At 36.1% G+C, this 16,922-nt stretch carries 14 protein-coding genes and 3 pseudogenes; 6 read left to right on the top strand and 11 right to left on the bottom strand.

The genetic code is table 11. The annotated features are described in order from the left end of the window. Positions 1-29 precede the first annotated feature (29 nt). Complete coding sequence (locus JCM9140_RS02805) at positions 30-275, bottom strand: hypothetical protein (RefSeq protein WP_034742033.1); 246 nt, start codon at positions 273-275, stop codon at positions 30-32. 132 nt (positions 276-407) lie between these two features. On the opposite strand from JCM9140_RS02805, the gene JCM9140_RS23505 reads away from it, so the two are divergent. Further along, positions 408-551 (top strand): hypothetical protein, encoded by a 144-nt coding sequence (locus tag JCM9140_RS23505; protein WP_166485446.1) that lies wholly within the window; start codon positions 408-410, stop codon positions 549-551. A gap of 121 nt (positions 552-672) precedes the next feature. Here the strand turns inward: JCM9140_RS23505 and JCM9140_RS25100 are convergent. The 5 genes and pseudogenes from JCM9140_RS25100 to ku form a co-directional block, all read right to left on the bottom strand. Beyond that, positions 673-840, bottom strand: a pseudogene (locus tag JCM9140_RS25100) (YozQ family protein); the annotation flags it as partial. A 334-nt stretch (positions 841-1,174) separates the two neighbouring features. Then, a complete protein-coding gene (locus JCM9140_RS02795) occupies positions 1,175-2,761 on the bottom strand; it encodes a response regulator (protein WP_034742027.1) in 1,587 nt (528 codons plus the stop codon). 12 nt (positions 2,762-2,773) lie between these two features. Further along, a complete protein-coding gene (locus JCM9140_RS02790; RefSeq protein ID WP_034742103.1) occupies positions 2,774-3,637 on the bottom strand; it encodes a CheR family methyltransferase in 864 nt (287 codons plus the stop codon). A 163-nt stretch (positions 3,638-3,800) separates the two neighbouring features. After that, positions 3,801-6,530, bottom strand: a complete 2,730-nt coding sequence (locus JCM9140_RS02785) for a response regulator (protein ID WP_034742025.1) — start codon at positions 6,528-6,530, stop codon at positions 3,801-3,803. 152 nt (positions 6,531-6,682) lie between these two features. Further along, positions 6,683-7,549 (bottom strand): non-homologous end joining protein Ku, encoded by an 867-nt coding sequence (ku, locus tag JCM9140_RS02780; RefSeq protein WP_034742021.1) that lies wholly within the window; start codon positions 7,547-7,549, stop codon positions 6,683-6,685. 116 nt (positions 7,550-7,665) lie between these two features. Here ku and JCM9140_RS02775 point away from each other — a divergent pair. Beyond that, positions 7,666-9,497: pseudogene (locus JCM9140_RS02775) on the top strand (DNA ligase D). Positions 9,498-9,548: 51 nt separating this feature from the next. On the opposite strand, the gene JCM9140_RS02770 reads toward JCM9140_RS02775, so the two are convergent. Together JCM9140_RS02770 and eutH are read right to left on the bottom strand one after the other, a co-directional pair. Then, positions 9,549-10,223, bottom strand: a complete 675-nt coding sequence (locus JCM9140_RS02770) for an NAD(P)H-dependent oxidoreductase (RefSeq protein WP_034742100.1) — start codon at positions 10,221-10,223, stop codon at positions 9,549-9,551. A 110-nt stretch (positions 10,224-10,333) separates the two neighbouring features. Next, complete coding sequence (eutH, locus tag JCM9140_RS02765) at positions 10,334-11,416, bottom strand: ethanolamine utilization protein EutH (RefSeq protein ID WP_034742019.1); 1,083 nt, start codon at positions 11,414-11,416, stop codon at positions 10,334-10,336. 173 nt (positions 11,417-11,589) lie between these two features. Here eutH and JCM9140_RS22920 point away from each other — a divergent pair, with 173 nt between their 5' ends. From JCM9140_RS22920 to JCM9140_RS02755, 3 genes are all read left to right on the top strand, one after another. Beyond that, positions 11,590-11,742, top strand: coding sequence for a YjcZ family sporulation protein (locus JCM9140_RS22920; protein WP_081727538.1), 153 nt, complete (start codon positions 11,590-11,592; stop codon positions 11,740-11,742). Positions 11,743-12,065: 323 nt separating this feature from the next. Beyond that, positions 12,066-12,974, top strand: coding sequence for a PucR family transcriptional regulator (locus tag JCM9140_RS02760; RefSeq protein ID WP_034742016.1), 909 nt, complete (start codon positions 12,066-12,068; stop codon positions 12,972-12,974). A 110-nt stretch (positions 12,975-13,084) separates the two neighbouring features. After that, positions 13,085-14,188 carry an ABC transporter ATP-binding protein gene (locus JCM9140_RS02755; protein ID WP_034742013.1) on the top strand — a complete coding sequence of 368 codons (1,104 nt, stop codon included), beginning with the start codon at positions 13,085-13,087 and terminating at the stop codon, positions 14,186-14,188. 68 nt (positions 14,189-14,256) lie between these two features. Here the strand turns inward: JCM9140_RS02755 and JCM9140_RS02750 are convergent, their stop codons facing one another. Both JCM9140_RS02750 and JCM9140_RS02745 read right to left on the bottom strand, forming a co-directional pair. Continuing rightward, positions 14,257-15,225 (bottom strand): ROK family glucokinase, encoded by a 969-nt coding sequence (locus JCM9140_RS02750; RefSeq protein WP_034742010.1) that lies wholly within the window; start codon positions 15,223-15,225, stop codon positions 14,257-14,259. Between the two features lie 34 nt (positions 15,226-15,259). Beyond that, positions 15,260-15,649, bottom strand: coding sequence for a hypothetical protein (locus tag JCM9140_RS02745; protein WP_052002019.1), 390 nt, complete (start codon positions 15,647-15,649; stop codon positions 15,260-15,262). A gap of 290 nt (positions 15,650-15,939) precedes the next feature. On the opposite strand from JCM9140_RS02745, the gene JCM9140_RS02740 reads away from it, so the two are divergent. After that, positions 15,940-16,140, top strand: coding sequence for an alpha/beta-type small acid-soluble spore protein (locus JCM9140_RS02740; RefSeq protein ID WP_034742007.1), 201 nt, complete (start codon positions 15,940-15,942; stop codon positions 16,138-16,140). A 67-nt stretch (positions 16,141-16,207) separates the two neighbouring features. On the opposite strand, the pseudogene hpf reads toward JCM9140_RS02740, so the two are convergent. Further along, positions 16,208-16,760: pseudogene (gene hpf, locus JCM9140_RS02735) on the bottom strand (ribosome hibernation-promoting factor, HPF/YfiA family). Between the last annotated feature and the right edge of the window lie 162 nt (positions 16,761-16,922).

Here is a 16,922-nt window from a genome sequence, read left to right as displayed (position 1 = left end):
CAAACAATCCTGCCCCCCTTAATGCTCGCTTAATCCTTTTGAGTTTGTGATGTTGTATTAACTACATCTCCAAAATTGGCCCATTCTTTTGCAAGTTCTAAAAGAGAGTCGGATATGGCCCCTTCAGAACCATGTAATGTCTTCTCAAGATTCTGCTTTAACTCTTTTCCACGTTCACTATTCATATAGAGAACTCCAGCGGCACCAAGTGCACCACCAATCATTGAACTAACCATAAGTTGTGATTTGGATCGATTCTGTTTTTTCTTAAACATAAACAAATCCCTCCATTCCTCATTCTCCTTTTAATGTGACTCAATATGAATGAGCTATACTTCTTTTAAGAAAATAAGAAAGAAGTATCATTCATTTTCTATGGTACACTTACAGAAAAAAGGAGGGATTCCATGAGTTTGAAATCTTCCATTTACAAAATATTACGCATTTGGAATGATATCGACGCTGTTCGAAAAGGCAAGGTAGGAAAACGTATTGGTCGTCGAGTTGCAGGGCGCGCTTCAGGTAAAGCTATTCGGAAACTATTTAAGTAATACAAAAGAGGATACAAAAGGGAAGTCTTTGTTGTATCCTCTCTCTAAAACATTATCTTTTTTTAAAAACATCTTTTTCATAACTCTGTTGCTTTAGATCGATATTCTGTCCTTCATAATCATTTATCTGACCATCAATGGTCCCTTCAACGTAAGTATCGCTGACTTGTTCATGTGTCATGGCTAAACCCTTTTCAACCTCTTTTGAGCTTTTGTAATCAGAAGGTTGATACGAATTTGCTGCTACTTCTTCTGAAGATTGATATGAATTTTTATCTTGTTGTTTCAATACAATCCCTCCTTCTTTTTCTCCAATTAGTATGAATCAATTCCAGCGAATTATCACAGAAATGGTGGGATTGTGTGAATCGTTATGTATGTAGTAGCATCATGAAGATTATGTGTGTGAAATTTCCTTATTTTTTATTGATTTATCGATCATCCACTTGATCAATAACCTTTCCTTTTCACTTGTTTTTCTCGTAAGTTTTTTTTCTACTGATCTTCGCAGGTGTGAATATTTTACGTTTTCATTCATTAACGAATTCCTCCAGTAAAAACGATTTGGTTATTCGTTTATTACCCTATTTACTCGAAAATGAAACATCTTTTTTTAAAATCCTTTATAAAAGTCGATTAAAAGCAGGCTTCGTCTCAACGTTAATTGCTTGAAAGGAAATAATAAAATCAGTCCCTTGCTTAGTGGTTTTTATGTCAATGGTTGCCTGATGCCTTGAAGCAATACTATAGCAAATTGCTAGGCCTAATCCAGTTCCTTCATCCTTAGTCGTATAAAAGGGTGTACCGATGTTTTCCAATACATCTGCTGGAATACCAGGACCATTATCAGAAATTTTTAATATGACGGTATCCTCTTCAGTATACGTTCTTATTTTCAACGAGCCACCTGCATCCATGGCTTCTAATCCGTTTAAACCAATGTTTAAAATTAATTGCCTTATTTCTTTTTCATCTAAAAGTAGGGGAGGACACTCTTCTAATTCTAATAGAACTTCTTTGTTATTCATTAAGGCTTCTGCTCTTAGTAAAGGATGCAATGTTTTCACAATTGAATTGAGATCTTTTTCTCTTCGATTATTTGCTTTATCTTTTGCTAACGTCAGAAACTCTGTAATAATTCCATTTGCTCGATGCAATTCATCAATCATTAGATCAATGTATTCGTCCGGCTGTGGTTCATTATTCTGATTTTTCGCTAACTGCAAAAATCCTAAAACGGTTGTCATCGGATTACGTATTTCATGAGCGATCCCAGCTGCCATTTCCCCTACTAAATTTAACCGGTCCAAACGAGACACTTCTTTTTCCAATCGAACCTTTTCTGTTATATCTGTAATCGTACTAATAATACAAGGCTCTCCATTTATAATAGCTGTCTCCGTCGACAATAGTCCTTCACGTCTAACACCAAGCTTGGTCGTGTAAGCCACTTCTTTATTATAGAGATTCTCACATAAATCAACAGGAATATGAATTGAATGCAAATCCTTTGTATGTAGCGTAATGTTCAATAAATCATCATGCTTTTCCTTTAAATCCTCGTGGGTATATTCACTAAACTGAAACCAACTATGATTCACATCAATATAGCGCCGATCAATTAAAGAGCGAATAGCCATTAAATTTGGGCTCAATTGAAAGATCTTTCGAAACCGTTCCTGTGAAACTTGAAGTTCTTCATTGGCAATTCGTATGGCTTTTGTCTTTTCCTCGATTATTTGCTCTAAGTTATTTTGTTTTTTTTGCAATTCTAACGCTTCTTTTTCTAATTGAGCATTTTTACATTCTATCTCTTTTTGATTTCGGTATATTTTCACAAAAGATTCAACCTTGCTTCTGAGAATGACAGGGTTGAATGGCTTAAAGATGTAATCAATGGCTCCTGTTAAATAACCAGTTGATACATGTTCATTAGCTTGACTTAATGCCGTTATAAATATGATTGGAATATGGCTTGAACTTTGACGTTTTTTTATAATTTCAGCCGTTTCAAACCCATTTAAACCAGGCATTTGAACATCTAACAAAATGACAGCAAAGTCATATTGTAATACCTTTTTTAAAGCTTCTTCACCAGAACTCGCACCGACTAACAAATAATGTTCCGATTCTAGTACGGCTTCTAAAGCCATCAAGTTCTCTGGACGGTCATCAACCATTAATATTGCTACTTTGTCAGTAGAAGACATAGAAATACCCCTTTATTTCACCTTTGACTTTTTATTATAGATTTTCTCTTTTGTATTCACTTCATCAAACAGATCAGCTGAGCTGTACATACTTATTGATTCCTTTGATCCAAGTCCAAGGTACCCCTTATCACTCAAGCTATCATAAAATAGATCATACACTCTATTGGTCAACTTTTTATTAAAATAAATCAATACATTCCGACAGACTATCATGTGAAACTCATTAAAAGAGTGGTCCGTAACTAAGTTATGATGAGCAAAAACAATATTTTCTTTTAGAAATGGATGCAACACAACATAGTTATCCTCAACGGAATAATATTCAGAAAACTCCTTCTTCCCTCCAGCTTGTTGATAATTTTTTGTGTAAAGTTGCATCTGTTCAAGAGAAACCTTTCCTTTTTTGGCTTTTTCAATAATGTCTTCATCCATATCAGTAGCATAAATTTTTGTCTTATGATAAAGCCCCTCTTCCCATAATAGGATCGCCATTGAATACGCTTCTTCACCTGAGGAACATCCCGCATGCCATATTCTAATAAATGGAAGTTTCTGCAAAACAGGAACAATTTCAGTACGGAAGGCTTTAAAAAAGCTCGGATCACGAAACATCTCTGTAACATTGATTGAAAAGTCACGAAGCAATTGCTGCATCAGTTCAGGTTTATATAAAACACGAGCTTGAAATTCTGAAATGGTATTCACATTCTCAATTTGAGCTCGATACCAAACTCTTCTTTTAATCGACGAATACGCATAGTTTCTAAAATCATATCCATATGTTTCATAAATGCCCTCAAGCAATAATTTAATTTCTATTTGTTCAATTTCTTGTATTCTTTCCGTTTGAGACTCAGTCTGAAGTGAGTTCATCATACTGTTTCTACTCCTCTTTTCTGCGGAAAAGGGATTGGAACTATGGAACGGAGTAGAACATTGACGATGCCTACCTGTTCACTCCGCTTATCAATTGATTGCATCTTTTCATTCCATTTTTCTTTTCCATACTTTGGTTAAGACCATTCACTCTTACTTACTATTTATGGAGCCATACTTTGATCAACGATAATAGCTGCTCCATATTAACCGGCTTACTAATATAATCCGAAGCTCCGGCTGCAATACATTTTTCGCGATCGTTTTTCATCGCTTTTGCCGTTAATGCTAAAATGGGCAAGTGTTCCCACTCTTGATTTTCACGAATAGCTTGCATGGCTTCGTATCCATTCATTTCTGGCATCATAATATCCATTAAAATAATATCAATTGAAGAATGCTCCTGTAATGCATCAAGCGCTTCTTTTCCATTTTCTGCAAACAACACATTCATATTTTGCATTTCCAAAGCGGCCGTCAATGAAAATACATTTCGCATATCATCATCTACAACCAGTACGGTTTTGTTTTGTAATTGCTCCTTTTCAGTATCTTCGTCATTGAAATTGGCTCGTTCAATTTCACTCACTTTCGCTGTTTCATTCATTTGCACTTCTCTTAAGACTTCTTCTTCCTCGACTGTGACGGCAACTTCATCTAAAACCGCTTGAACGTGTTCAGATCCTTTATCAAAATCTGGTAAGTGTAACGTAAAAATACTACCTTCGCCTTCAATACTTTCAACTTCAATACGACCACCTAATAATTCTGATAGTTCCCTACTTATAGATAATCCAAGACCGGTTCCACCATATTTACGAGTAATCGTCCCATCCTCTTGATAGAAGGCTTCAAAAATACTTTGTTGCTTTTCCTTTTTAATACCAATACCAGTATCAATAACAGAAAAAGCTACTTTTATTCCTTCTGCTTCCTTTCCATTCTGTAAATACAACTCTACTTTTCCTTCACTTGTGAATTTAAACGCATTCGAAAGCAAGTTTTTTAATATTTGTTTGAGACGCTGGTCATCTGTATAAATAATGGACGGTGTTCCAGGCTCGACTCTAATAGAAAAATCTAATCCTTTTTGAGCAGAAATTGGTTCAAACTGTCTCTCAACAAAGGCTTTAATGTCACTAATAAGTACTTCTTCTGGATACACTTCAACTTTCCCTGATTCAATTTTGGATAAATCTAAAATATCATTGATTAACTCAAGCAAGTCTTTCCCTGACGAATAAATTGTAGATGCATGTTCTATTTGTTTATCCGTTAAGTTTCCATTTTGGTTCTCTGATAATAGTTGCGAGAGGATTAACATGCTGTTAAGTGGTGTTCGTAACTCATGTGACATGTTTGCTAAAAACTCCGATTTATATCTTGATCCAAGTTTTATATTTCGATTTTTTTCTTCTAAATCCTTTCTAATTCCTTCAAGTTCTTGCTTTTTCTCATCGGATTGTTTAAACTGCTCGTGCAATTGTTCATTAATTAATCGAAGTTCTTCTTGTTGTTGTTGAAGTTCTTCTGACTGAGTTTGCAACTCTTCTGATTGAGTTTGGGATTCTGCAAGTAGTTCTTCAATTTTCATATGATCTAAAATACGTTCAATGCTCGAACCTGAAGACTGAGTTAATTGATCAAGGATTCTTACTTCTAATTGTGTAAAGGGTTCAAATTTAGCTAATTCTAATACACCCACTACATCACCTTCTAGTTGTATTGGTAATAGAATTAATGAAGTCGGACTCCCCTCCCCTAATCCTGAACGAGTAGAAACATACCCTTCTGGTAACGCATCGAGTACCATCTTTTCATTGTCAGCTGCACACTGTCCTACTAACCCTTGACCAAGATGTATTTTCTTTGTACCAACATCTGAATCATCACTAGCATAGGCCGCAATCTTTGTTAATGTGTTTCCATTTTCTTTTATATAAACAACACCATATGTAGCTTTTACAAATTGAGAAACATTTGTAATAAATACAGCACCAAATTCATTTAATTCTTTTATTCCTTGAAACTTCATGGTTATTTCAGCAAAGCGAGTCTTAATCCAATTCTCTTCCTTCAACGATTCTGCGAATTGTTTTTCTTGTTTTGATATTTTCTCCAAAGAGTCAGCCATCGTATTATAAGCAATTGCGATATCCGCAACTTCATCTTTAGACTTAATTTCTATTCGAGGTAATTCCTCTAGAGAATGTTCATTTACACTTGTAATAACTTTGCGCACACTGTTGATGCTAGAATTAATATTTTTAATGATTAAATAAGTAATAATCGCCATCAAGATAAGCGAAATGACAGTGAAAATGACCAAGAAGCGTACTGAATTTTCATAAGCCATTTCAGCCTCAGCGAGACGACTTAACATCTTCGTTTCTTCCAGTTCAACAAATACGTCAACTTCTGCAATCATTGCTCTACGCAACTCTTGATTGTCACTTAGTAAATGGTTTGTCGCCTCTTCTACATTATTCGACAAGGCTAACGAAATGACAGTTTCAATCATGTCGTCATAAGCATTAGAAAGACTTCGGACAGATGAAAGAGAAGCCCTTGATTCTTCTTCCGCTGACACTTGCTGTATCGTATCAAGTAGAATCACCTTATCATGAATCGTTTCACGGATGGATACCACTTTTTCCGCTACCCGTGGTTCATCTCCTTCTAGTAAGAGCAGATCTCTTGTTTCTCGCGCAATCATACTCGTGTGATTTTTTAACGATTCTGCTAACATAACTTTCTCATGATCTTCAACGACAATTTCACGAATATAAGTATTTTGTTCAGTAAGTGTGTAAAAAAGCGTTGTACTCAGTAACAGGATGATAGCGAAAATAGACCCTAAACCAAGAATTAGCTTTGTGATTAATTTCATATAATTGAATCCCTTCTACTAACAAAATTAGTTAATAGAACTAGTTTACTATAGAAACCCTTAGTAATTCTATAGAATTAAAGACATTTGTCGATTTCCTTTTACATAAAAGAAGAAGAGATTCTAAATTCGAACCTCTTCTTCATTCCAGGTTATGCGTTTTTTCGAGCTGATGTTGCTTTTTCTGCTGGTTCTTTTTTGGCAGTAACGGCCTTCTTTTTCCTTGTTGTCGGTTTCTTTGTTTTTGTTTTGTCAAGAGATGCTTGCAAGGCAGACATTAAGTCTGTCACGTTTGAAGCAGGTGCAGGCTCTTTTTCTGTTGCTGTGACTGTCTCTTTGCCTGTTTTCTTTTCTTCTATCAATTCCATTAATGCTGTTCGGTAGTCATCTGTATATTTTTCAGGATCGTAAGTGGTTGTTAATTGGTCAACGAGCATAAGAGCTGTATCTAATTCCCGTTGTTCCACTAGTTGCTCGCTAGGAACATTAGGGACGTCTTGAACGTTACGAACCTCATCCGGGAAATGAATCGTTTCCATCAAAAGTGTTTCTTTATATACGCGTACAACAGCCAATTGTTCTTTTGAACGAATAATGATTTTAGCAATCCCAATTTTTCCGGACTCAGTTAAAGCCTTTCTTAATAACGAATACGCCTTTGCCCCGCCGTTATCTGGTGCGATGAAATAACTTTTTTCAAAGTAGATCGGATCAATTTCCTCTAACTTCACAAAATCAACAATTTCAACTGCTTTGTCTTCATTTTCTTTTTTTAGCCTTTCTAGGTCTTCGTCATCTAAGATGACAAATTTATTTTTGGCATATTCATATGCTTTGACGATCTCTTCGTTTGTTACTTCTTTTTCACACCCTGGACAAATCTTTTGATAGCTTATCGGGGTATGACATTCTTTATGAAGCTGACGCAACTTAATATCTTTGTTTTCCGTTGCGGTATGAAGTTTAATTGGAATGTTTACTAGTCCAAAACTAATGCTCCCTTTCCAAACGGTATGCATAACGATCACCTACTTTTTTTCTTAATGTGCAATTATTTTATGGTGATTATGTATGACGACTGCAATTTTGTTACAGCTTAACTATTAGTCGGTTGTTTGAAAAAGGAGTGGCCCACGTGAAACCAATGCTCTTAACACCTGCACTTGAAATACCTATTGAAGAAGGCTGGATATACGAAACAAAGTATGATGGCTTTCGTTGTTTGTTGCACTGGTATGACCCTGAACCAACATTGATTAGTCGCACGGGGAACATTTTAAATAAGCAATTTCCTGAAATTATTGCTTATTGCAAAAACATGTTTCCACAAATAAAAGACCAACTTCCCCTTACACTTGATGGGGAAATCGTTCATTTAGTAAATAATTATCAAAGTCATTTCCACACTGTTCAGGTTAGAGGCAGAATGAAAAACCAGACCGTTATCAAAAAACATGCAGCCGAATTTCCATGTCATTTTATTAGCTTTGATTTAATTGAACAAAAAGGTGAGTTACTTGAACATTTAACGTTAGACGTTCGAAAAGAGAAATTGTATTCTCTTTTTCATAAGCAGAATTTGCCATCTACTGTAAATTATGAGGATGATCGACGCTTACAAGTCATCGATTTGAGCAACGATGCAAAAAAACTTTGGTCGAACATTGTTACGTACAACGGAGAAGGTCTTGTCGCCAAAAGGTTGAATAGTAAGTGGGAACGAGCAAAACGTACAGGAAATTGGTTGAAAATAAAAAATTATCGATACGTGTCCGTCATTTTAACCAAGTATGATAAAACCAATGGATATTTTCATGGAGCCATTTATCAAGGTGAGAGGCTAACGGAAATTGTTAACTTCCGACATGGGTTGACAACAGATGAAGAAAAAACATTGTTCTCTTTTTTCCAAACGAATGGTACAAACACTTCTAACCATATATGGGAGTTACCACCCTCCATTTGTGTCTCTATTGCTTGCATTGACTTTGATGGAAAACAATTACGCGAACCTAGGTTTCACGCTTTTCAATTCCATGAGGACCCGCAAAATTGCACATGGCAAAACATGCAACGCCAATTACATCCAATACCAGATCACATTCATATAACAAATCCAGACAAGCCTCTTTGGGAAGCAATTGGCGTGACAAAGGATGACTATTTGCTTTACTTACAGAAAGCTTCGCCATTTTTATTGCCATTTTTAAAAGACCGGTTGTTAACCGTCATTCGTTTTCCACATGGATCGGGAAGTGAAAGCTTCTACCAAAAACATTGTCCCGAATACGCACCAGATTTTATTCAAACGGAAACCGTTGAAGATATTAACTATATTGTTTGTAATGACTTGGAAACCCTTTTGTGGTTAGGAAATCAGCTTGCACTCGAATTACATATTCCTTTTCAAACCAGATACACCGTTAACCCTACAGAAATCGTTTTTGATTTAGATCCGCCTTCTGTCGAAGAATTTTCATTAGCCATTATTGCAGCCAAACAGATGAAAGTAATTTTTGATCAATTTAAACTTACTTCATTTGTCAAAACTTCTGGTGGCAAAGGGTTACAGGTTTATATTCCCCTTCCAACAGACCGATTTACGTATAAAGAGACAAGAATATTCACTCAATTTGTTTGTCAGTTCTTATGTGAACAACAGCCAGATTTATTCACAACCGAACGGTTAAAGAAAATAGAAACAACAAATTATATCTCGATTATATTCAACATGATGAAGGAAAAACCATTGTTGCTCCTTATTCTACAAGAGGAAACGAGAAGGGCCTTGTTGCAACCCCATTAGATTGGGATGAAATCACTGAGACCTTGACTCCAAGTGCTTTTACTGTCCCAGCTGTTATACAGCGATTAGAAGAAAAGAGAAATCCATTTTCCTCTTTTCGAAAGGTGAACAACGAAGAGTCTTTTGCAGCAATCCTTGCTCAGCTAAAACAATTAGTTTAGGGTTGTTCCCGAAGGTCTCATCTGACCTTGGGACACCCCTTTTTAAAAACATTACGTGAGCCAAGTAACAACATCTTCTAATGACTTTCTTGTTTTTGGTCGTGGCTCGTTTTTTCGATAACCAAAAGCTGCCATCACAGAAACATCAAAATGACCATTTTCTAATAATCCTTGGTCATCGAGAAATTGGTGCACTTTTTCATAATGAAAACCTTCCATCGGGCAAGAATCAATGCCAATTTGAGCAGCGGCCGTTAGCATATTCCCTAAAGCTATATAGGTTTGCTTACAAGACCAGTCAAATATCGTACGCTCATTATCAAGCACCCCAAACTTCTCTTGAAAATGTTGATATCGTGCTGGAAGTTCCTTAACAATTTCTTCTGGAGCTTTTTTTACGGTTCTAAAATGATCTGTAATGTATTCAGAATTATATGTAACATCTTTACTTGTACGCGCCAAAATAATAACAAAATGACTAGCTGTCAGCAATTGACCTTTTGCTCCCCATGCTATTTCTGCTAATTTTTCTCTCTTTTCCTTGTTTTGCAAAACAACAAACTTCCAAGGTTCAAGTCCGATAGAACTTGGTGACAATCTTCCTGCCTCTAAAATAAATTGAAAGTCTTCATCTGAAATGATTTTGTCGGAATCGAATTCTTTCGTTGCATGTCTGAACAAAAATCCCTCTAACATCTGTTTTTTTATTTGTTCCTTTTCTAACATAAATCTCTCTCCTAGTTCTGACATTTGGTAGAGTTCCTTTAAAATCGTATCATACATAAAAAATCCAAACAAATGCAGCGTCTGATCAGATGAGCTCACATGCTCTAAAGTCAATACATATCTTCCTTTTTCATGACAAAATGAGCTAATACTAAAGCAGAAATACCAGATATCAGCTTCCCTGCCACCATTGCAAACACCATCTCTTTTTGCAACCCTGCAACAAACCCTAAGTGCCCTCCTACTACAAACGCTCCACTAACGGCAAAGGCTACATTGAATACCTTGCCTCTTGAATTCATTTCCTTTAGTAAAGTTAACATTGGAATAACATGAGCTAACGATGCAATTAATCCAGCAGCAGCCTTCTCATCTATTTTCAATAATGAGCCCACACTCTTTAACTTCTTACTAAATACTAGATTGATGAACGTAACAAACGGAAAAGCTCCTGCTAATACGATAACAATCATCCCGACAATTTTAATTCCTTCATCAATAGGAGTCATATTGGGAATCAGGCTAAATCCTGTTAATGTTTCAATAATAATCGCTGTAAGACCAATAATCGCGATGCTCTCGATTCCTTTTGCAAAGTATTGAAATCCTTTAATCATCATACTTGTTTTCTTCCAAAGACCAAGTGAAATGAATAGTGATAAGACAATTGTTGGAATTAAATTTTTGAGGACGATCATAAGATCTAGGTTCGCAATCAACCCTCCTGCTAAACAGCCAATTGGCACCGTAATGATCCCAAGAAGGATTCCTTTAGCAAAGTAAGGATGGTCTTCTTTTTCAATTATCCCTAAAGCAACAGGAATGGTAAAAACAATGGTCGGCCCCATCATTGTACCAAGAAAAACCCAGGCAAACAGTTCAGCATCAGGCGTTAGCGCCATCTCTTTTGCCAGAGCATATCCACCCATGTCAAGTGCTAATATTGTATTAGCAAATGCTGCAGGGTCTGCTCCCACTAAACTATAAACAGGAGAGATAATAGGTGTTAAAATGGCTGAAATAACAGGTGCCAATGAAACAATTCCAACCATTGCAAGCGTTAAGGACCCCATCGTATAAAAAGCATTCGTGAAGCTCTGTCCAAGACCAAATTTATTGCCCGATAGTTTATCGATTGCCCCTAAACAAAGAAATAGGACCATGATATATACAATGAAATCATTAACCCACATAGCCTTCCCCATTCTGACATTTTTGTTTACTATCATAACAGACTACTAAATTGATTTCTAACATTTTCCTTTTATTAGTTGCTGCATTATTAAGAAAAATTCCACACATACCTAGCTCATGATTCAAGGCATATGCATAGTGTGTAGTAACCCTCCTGAAAGGTGGTGTCGTGATGGGTTACTATAGTCCATGGTACGCAGGATATGGCGGGTACGGTGGATATTGTTATCCCCCAGCACCTCGTTCTGGTTTTGGCTTTGGCTTCGCCTTAATCGTGGTGCTTGTCATTTTGCTCATTATCCTAGGTGCTAGTTGGTATAAGTGATAAAAAGAGATAAAAGCGCCTCTATAACGGCGCTTTTATGCTACATTAATAACTGTATGCTTCACATTTTGTCCCAGGCTATTTTAAAAGCCAAACAAGATCCGATTAAGAAGAAAATTGAGCCAATCAGCATCAATCCATTCGTTAGAAGGTTTAGCTCTTTATTCATTTTGCTCAACCCTTTCAAACGCATTTCTACTTATTTGTATGTATGAGAAGCAGAGGAAGTTCTTATCTTATACGTTCAGTTTTGTTTATTTAACTTGACCAAGCTAATTTGTTATACTTAACACATCATTTCATTGAAAGGAATTAATAATTGAATGCTTGATAAACTAAGAGCCCATTTTGGGGATCGATTTACAGTTAGTCCTGACCGAAACACAACAAATCGTAACTACCATTGGTTCCAAACACCAGACAATATAGTGATTGGATTTCCCATTAATGAAATACATAAGTCAGAACTTGACATGTTACGAATTTTTCTTAACCCTATTGAAGAACAACGCGACTTTGCCCCCAGAAACGCCGAAGAATCATGGTGGGCTACTTTGCTTTTTGAAGGCAATGACATTCGCGATGATGACCAACTTAATGAAAACCTCCGTTTTATTCATTTTCAATTGAAAGAAGAACTACAAGAATGGGATACTTTTACGGATGTTTTAAAAAGTTTCTTCCCCGCAAAAACGATTGTTATTTGGGAAAATCCATTTTCTGGAGTTTTTATTGATTTGGAACCGAAAATGACAGATACTGTTGAACATTTATTTGAATCAATTGTTGATACGGTTGCAAGTGATTTTTTTGTTGAAATATCCTTGTACATTGGCATTGGTAATGTGGCCCTTACTGAGGCTAAGAGTCGTTATCAATTGGAAAGAGAAACGTTTCAAATTGTAAAACAACTCGTCAACAAACCTATCTATAAAGGGGAAGAAGAACTACCGTTTTTATTAATTGGGGAAGCGCCCCCGGTCACGTTGCAGAAATTTACCGACCAAACATTAAGCCAAATTATAGAGGAACGTGAATTGATTCATAGCATTAAAGTGTATTTGGATTGCAATATGAATATTTCTCATGCTGCTAAAAAACTTTTTCTGCATCGAAATACAATGCAATACAGAGTTGATAAGTTTATAGAAAAAACAGGGATCGATATTCGTCATTTTAGAAGTGCTGTTTCGATTTATTTGGCATTGTTAATAGAAAGGAACATCCATTAATGCACTGTGCACAAATACAGTGCATCTTTTTTTATGCACTATTACCGTATACGAAAACGGTTCCAAAAGTTATACTTAGGTCATATCAAAGACTTAAAGGAGCGATAATAATGGGTGAAATTAAATTAGAGAACGTTTACAAAATTTATGACGGAGATGTAACTGCTGTTACAGATTTCAACTTGCATATAGAAGATAAAGAGTTTGTTGTTTTCGTCGGACCATCTGGTTGTGGAAAATCTACAACTTTACGTATGATTGCAGGTCTTGAAGATATTTCTAAAGGTGACCTGTATATTGGTGAACGTCGTGTCAATGATGTCGCACCAAAGGACCGTGACATTGCAATGGTTTTCCAAAACTACGCTCTTTATCCACACATGAATGTATACGATAACATGGCGTTTGGTTTGAAACTACGTAAGTTTAAAAAAGAAGAAATTGATAAACGTGTAAAGGATGCAGCTAAAATACTAGGTCTTACTGAAATGCTTGATCGTAAGCCAAAAGCAATGTCAGGTGGTCAGCGTCAACGTGTCGCTTTAGGACGAGCAATTGTTCGTGACCCTCAAGTTTTCTTAATGGATGAACCATTATCAAACTTAGATGCAAAGCTTCGTGTTCAAATGCGTGCAGAAATCACAAAATTACACAAGCGTCTACAAACAACAACGATCTATGTAACGCATGACCAAACTGAAGCAATGACAATGGCAACCCGTATCGTTATTATGAAAGACGGTATTATCCAGCAAGTAGGGACACCAAAAGAAGTTTATGACAATCCGGACAACGTCTTTGTTGGTGGGTTCATTGGTTCACCAGCAATGAACTTCCTAAAAGGTACGATTACTGAAGATGGTTTCTTCCAGTTAGGTGACAATGTACAAGTAAGAATTCCAGAAGGTAAACTAAAAGCGTTAAAAGAAAAAAATTACCTAAACAAAGAATTGATCCTAGGAGTAAGACCTGAAGATATTCATGATGAACTGTTATTCTTAGAATCATCTCCTGACTCTAAATTCACGGCCACTGTAGACGTTTCTGAATTATTAGGAGCAGAATCTTACCTCTATTCAAAAGTAGCTGGTCAAGACTTCATTGCTCGTATTGATGCACGTTCTGACGTGAAAATGGGAGAGAAAGTTGAATTAGCATTAGATATGAACAAAATTCATTTCTTTGATGCAGAAAGTGAACTAAGAATTAAATAATTTATGGTACTAAAAAGGCTTGAGAGAAGAAACCTTCTCTCAAGCCTTTAGTTTATCATAAGAACTACTTATCCTAGTTTCGTCTTGGCTAACCAAGCTCCACCGACAACTCCTGCATCGTTCCCTAAAGAAGCAATGGTTAATTCGGCTGCCTCTAATACTTTTGGAAAAGCAAAACGAGAGAACTGCTCTTGAATCGGTTCTAACAACGCAATTCCAGCTCTAGATACGCCACCACCAATGACAACCTTTTCTGGATTAAGGCCATTCGCCAAATTAGCTAAGGCAAGTCCTAAATGTAAAGAAACATACTCAATAACCTGTTTAGCTATTGGGTCATTTTCTTTAAAAGCATCAAGCACTAACTTGGCTGTGACCGTATTATGTTCAAGATAATAATCTCTCATGGAACTTTCTACTTGTTTGGTTTGCAACTGCTCATTTGCCAATCGAACAATACCAGTTGCAGAGGCGATTGTCTCCAAACAACCGTTCTTACCACAATTACATGCAGCTCCTCCTTCAATAACTGATGTCACATGCCCAATTTCTCCACCTGCGCCATTTTTCCCATGTACAATCTTCCCGTTTACTATTACTCCTCCACCAACACCTGTACCGAGTGTTACAAAAATTAAATCATTTGCGCCTTCTCCAGCTCCTGTCCACATTTCTCCTAAAGCAGCAAGATTTGCATCATTGTCAACAACAACTGGTAGTCCACTTTCCTTCTCTAACATTTCTTTTAATGGGAAATCCTCCCAACCGAGATTTACAGCTACCTCAATGGCTCCATTTTCGAAATTAACTGGTCCTGGAGCTCCAATTCCAATTCCAATAACGTTGTCTTTTAATTGCTTTAATTCTTCTAATTTACGCTGAATCGAATCTGATATGTCACGTGGAATATGTTTACCATTCTCTTTTGTCACGGTATCTATTTCCCATTTAGCTATCATTTCACCTGTTTGAGTAAAGAAAGCCATCTTCACTGTTGTTCCACCAACATCTACACCAACTAACCATTTTTCTGTCACGTAAACCAAACCTACTTTCTTATATTTTTTAAGCTTACCTCTGATCCTCTGGCTGAATTTCTGTGTGAAGTGCTTTGAAGAAGAGAAGAATGTTTTTATAACTACTCCCTAAATCACCAAATGAGCCTTGTTTGGAACAATACACATCAACAGCTGATTTAATTGGAGTGATTTTAAAGACAGTAATAACCATTATGCTTTTTGATACTCCTTGTTTTTCAAGCACCACTTCACCACGTTCTTCATCAACATTTGTCACTTTCCAATTTGCAAATTTATTATTATGAATCGTCTTCTTAATAAGCTCAATAACAGCTTCACGACTTTTCTTATAATATCTCGTATTTAACCCTTCTAATTTGGGCTTTTCACTCGTTTCCTCATGACTTTTCCAAACACCTGTGACCGTTCTTAAAAATGACAATATAAATCCTCCTTGATAAGATGAAAAAATGGTCCATCTCAACATACTTTTCAAGCTCTATATAGTCTATTTTATCATGTTTTTCACAAGGATGCGTACGTTTTCAGTTTTTCTATTATTTAGAAAGCTATATCAATTCATAATGCAGGAAAAAGTTCAAATTAAGGGAGCTCTCAGTATATAGGAAATTCACAACCATTTCACAAAATATAATCATTGTACAACTTATGTATAATATATTTCTAAAAGCTTAAAATAAGCCTCGAAACTAAAAAAAGAGGTGATTAGAAATGACACAAAACAATAACAACAACCTTTTAGTTCCAGGCGTGGAAGAAGCCCTTGATCAAATGAAATATGAGATTGCCCAAGAATTTGGTGTTGAACTTGGAGGAGATTCCACAGCACGTGCCAATGGCTCTGTAGGTGGAGAAATTACGAAGCGTTTAGTTCAAATGGCTGAACAACAAATCCAAGGTACAAACTACTAAAATAAACTCCTTGCCTTCACTCACTGGAAAAAAGCATCTTGACTGAAGTCAAGATGCTTTACTTTCATTATTCTATTTCGATAATGGCATATTTCCCATCTTTTCTTTGATACACAATATGAGTTTCAAGTGATTCTGCTTCGGTATATACGAAAAATTGATGACCTAACATATTCATTTGTAAAATAGCTTCCTCTGTATCCATCGGTTTTAAATGAAATCTTTTTGTTCGTACGACTTGGAACGCTTCTTCCTCCACTGTGTCAACTTCAGGCTCTAAGAGCATAACCGCTGCATCGATTTTTTGGCTAGCTTTTGTTTGTCTAGGCTTTCTATTTACTTTCGTTTTATATTTACGAACTTGACGCTCTAGCTTATCCACAATTAAATCAATGGCAGCATACATATCTATATGTTGCTCTTCTGCTCTAAGAACTAACGATTTTAACGGAATGGTGATCTCAACTTTTGTGTCTTTATCATATACTTTTTAATTTCACTTGAACGTCCGCAGAAATAGCTCCATCAAAATATTTTTCTAATTTTTCAACTTTTTTCATGATAAACTCTCGTATAGCTGGTGTCACTTCAACATTATCACCACGAATATTAAACTTCATTATAGACCCGCCTCCTAAAACCCGTTTTCGAAATAGAAAGTAAACTTTCTATACGTTTATATTACTAGTGAATGAAGGCTTTCGCTGTGATCTTTATCACAAACCACCTTTCTAAGCTCGAAGATTTTCATCTATTGCAAGAAACGAGAAAAACCCTCAAAC

It is taken from the genome of Halalkalibacter wakoensis JCM 9140, from assembly GCF_000513095.1.
Lineage (GTDB): Bacteria > Bacillota > Bacilli > Bacillales > Bacillaceae_D > Halalkalibacter > Halalkalibacter wakoensis.
Note: the sequence above shows the minus strand (reverse complement) of the source record. Positions and strands in the feature narration are given on the sequence as shown.

Coding starts and splice junctions, on each gene's coding strand:
- JCM9140_RS02805 (WP_034742033.1), bottom strand. CDS start 275: ATGTTTAAGAAAAAACAGAATCGATCCAAATCACAACTTATGGTTAGT.
- JCM9140_RS23505 (WP_166485446.1), top strand. CDS start 408: ATGAGTTTGAAATCTTCCATTTACAAAATATTACGCATTTGGAATGAT.
- JCM9140_RS02795 (WP_034742027.1), bottom strand. CDS start 2,761: ATGTCTTCTACTGACAAAGTAGCAATATTAATGGTTGATGACCGTCCA.
- JCM9140_RS02790 (WP_034742103.1), bottom strand. CDS start 3,637: ATGAACTCACTTCAGACTGAGTCTCAAACGGAAAGAATACAAGAAATT.
- JCM9140_RS02785 (WP_034742025.1), bottom strand. CDS start 6,530: ATGAAATTAATCACAAAGCTAATTCTTGGTTTAGGGTCTATTTTCGCT.
- ku (WP_034742021.1), bottom strand. CDS start 7,549: ATGCATACCGTTTGGAAAGGGAGCATTAGTTTTGGACTAGTAAACATT.
- JCM9140_RS02770 (WP_034742100.1), bottom strand. CDS start 10,223: ATGTTAGAAAAGGAACAAATAAAAAAACAGATGTTAGAGGGATTTTTG.
- eutH (WP_034742019.1), bottom strand. CDS start 11,416: ATGTGGGTTAATGATTTCATTGTATATATCATGGTCCTATTTCTTTGT.
- JCM9140_RS22920 (WP_081727538.1), top strand. CDS start 11,590: ATGGGTTACTATAGTCCATGGTACGCAGGATATGGCGGGTACGGTGGA.
- JCM9140_RS02760 (WP_034742016.1), top strand. CDS start 12,066: ATGCTTGATAAACTAAGAGCCCATTTTGGGGATCGATTTACAGTTAGT.
- JCM9140_RS02755 (WP_034742013.1), top strand. CDS start 13,085: ATGGGTGAAATTAAATTAGAGAACGTTTACAAAATTTATGACGGAGAT.
- JCM9140_RS02740 (WP_034742007.1), top strand. CDS start 15,940: ATGACACAAAACAATAACAACAACCTTTTAGTTCCAGGCGTGGAAGAA.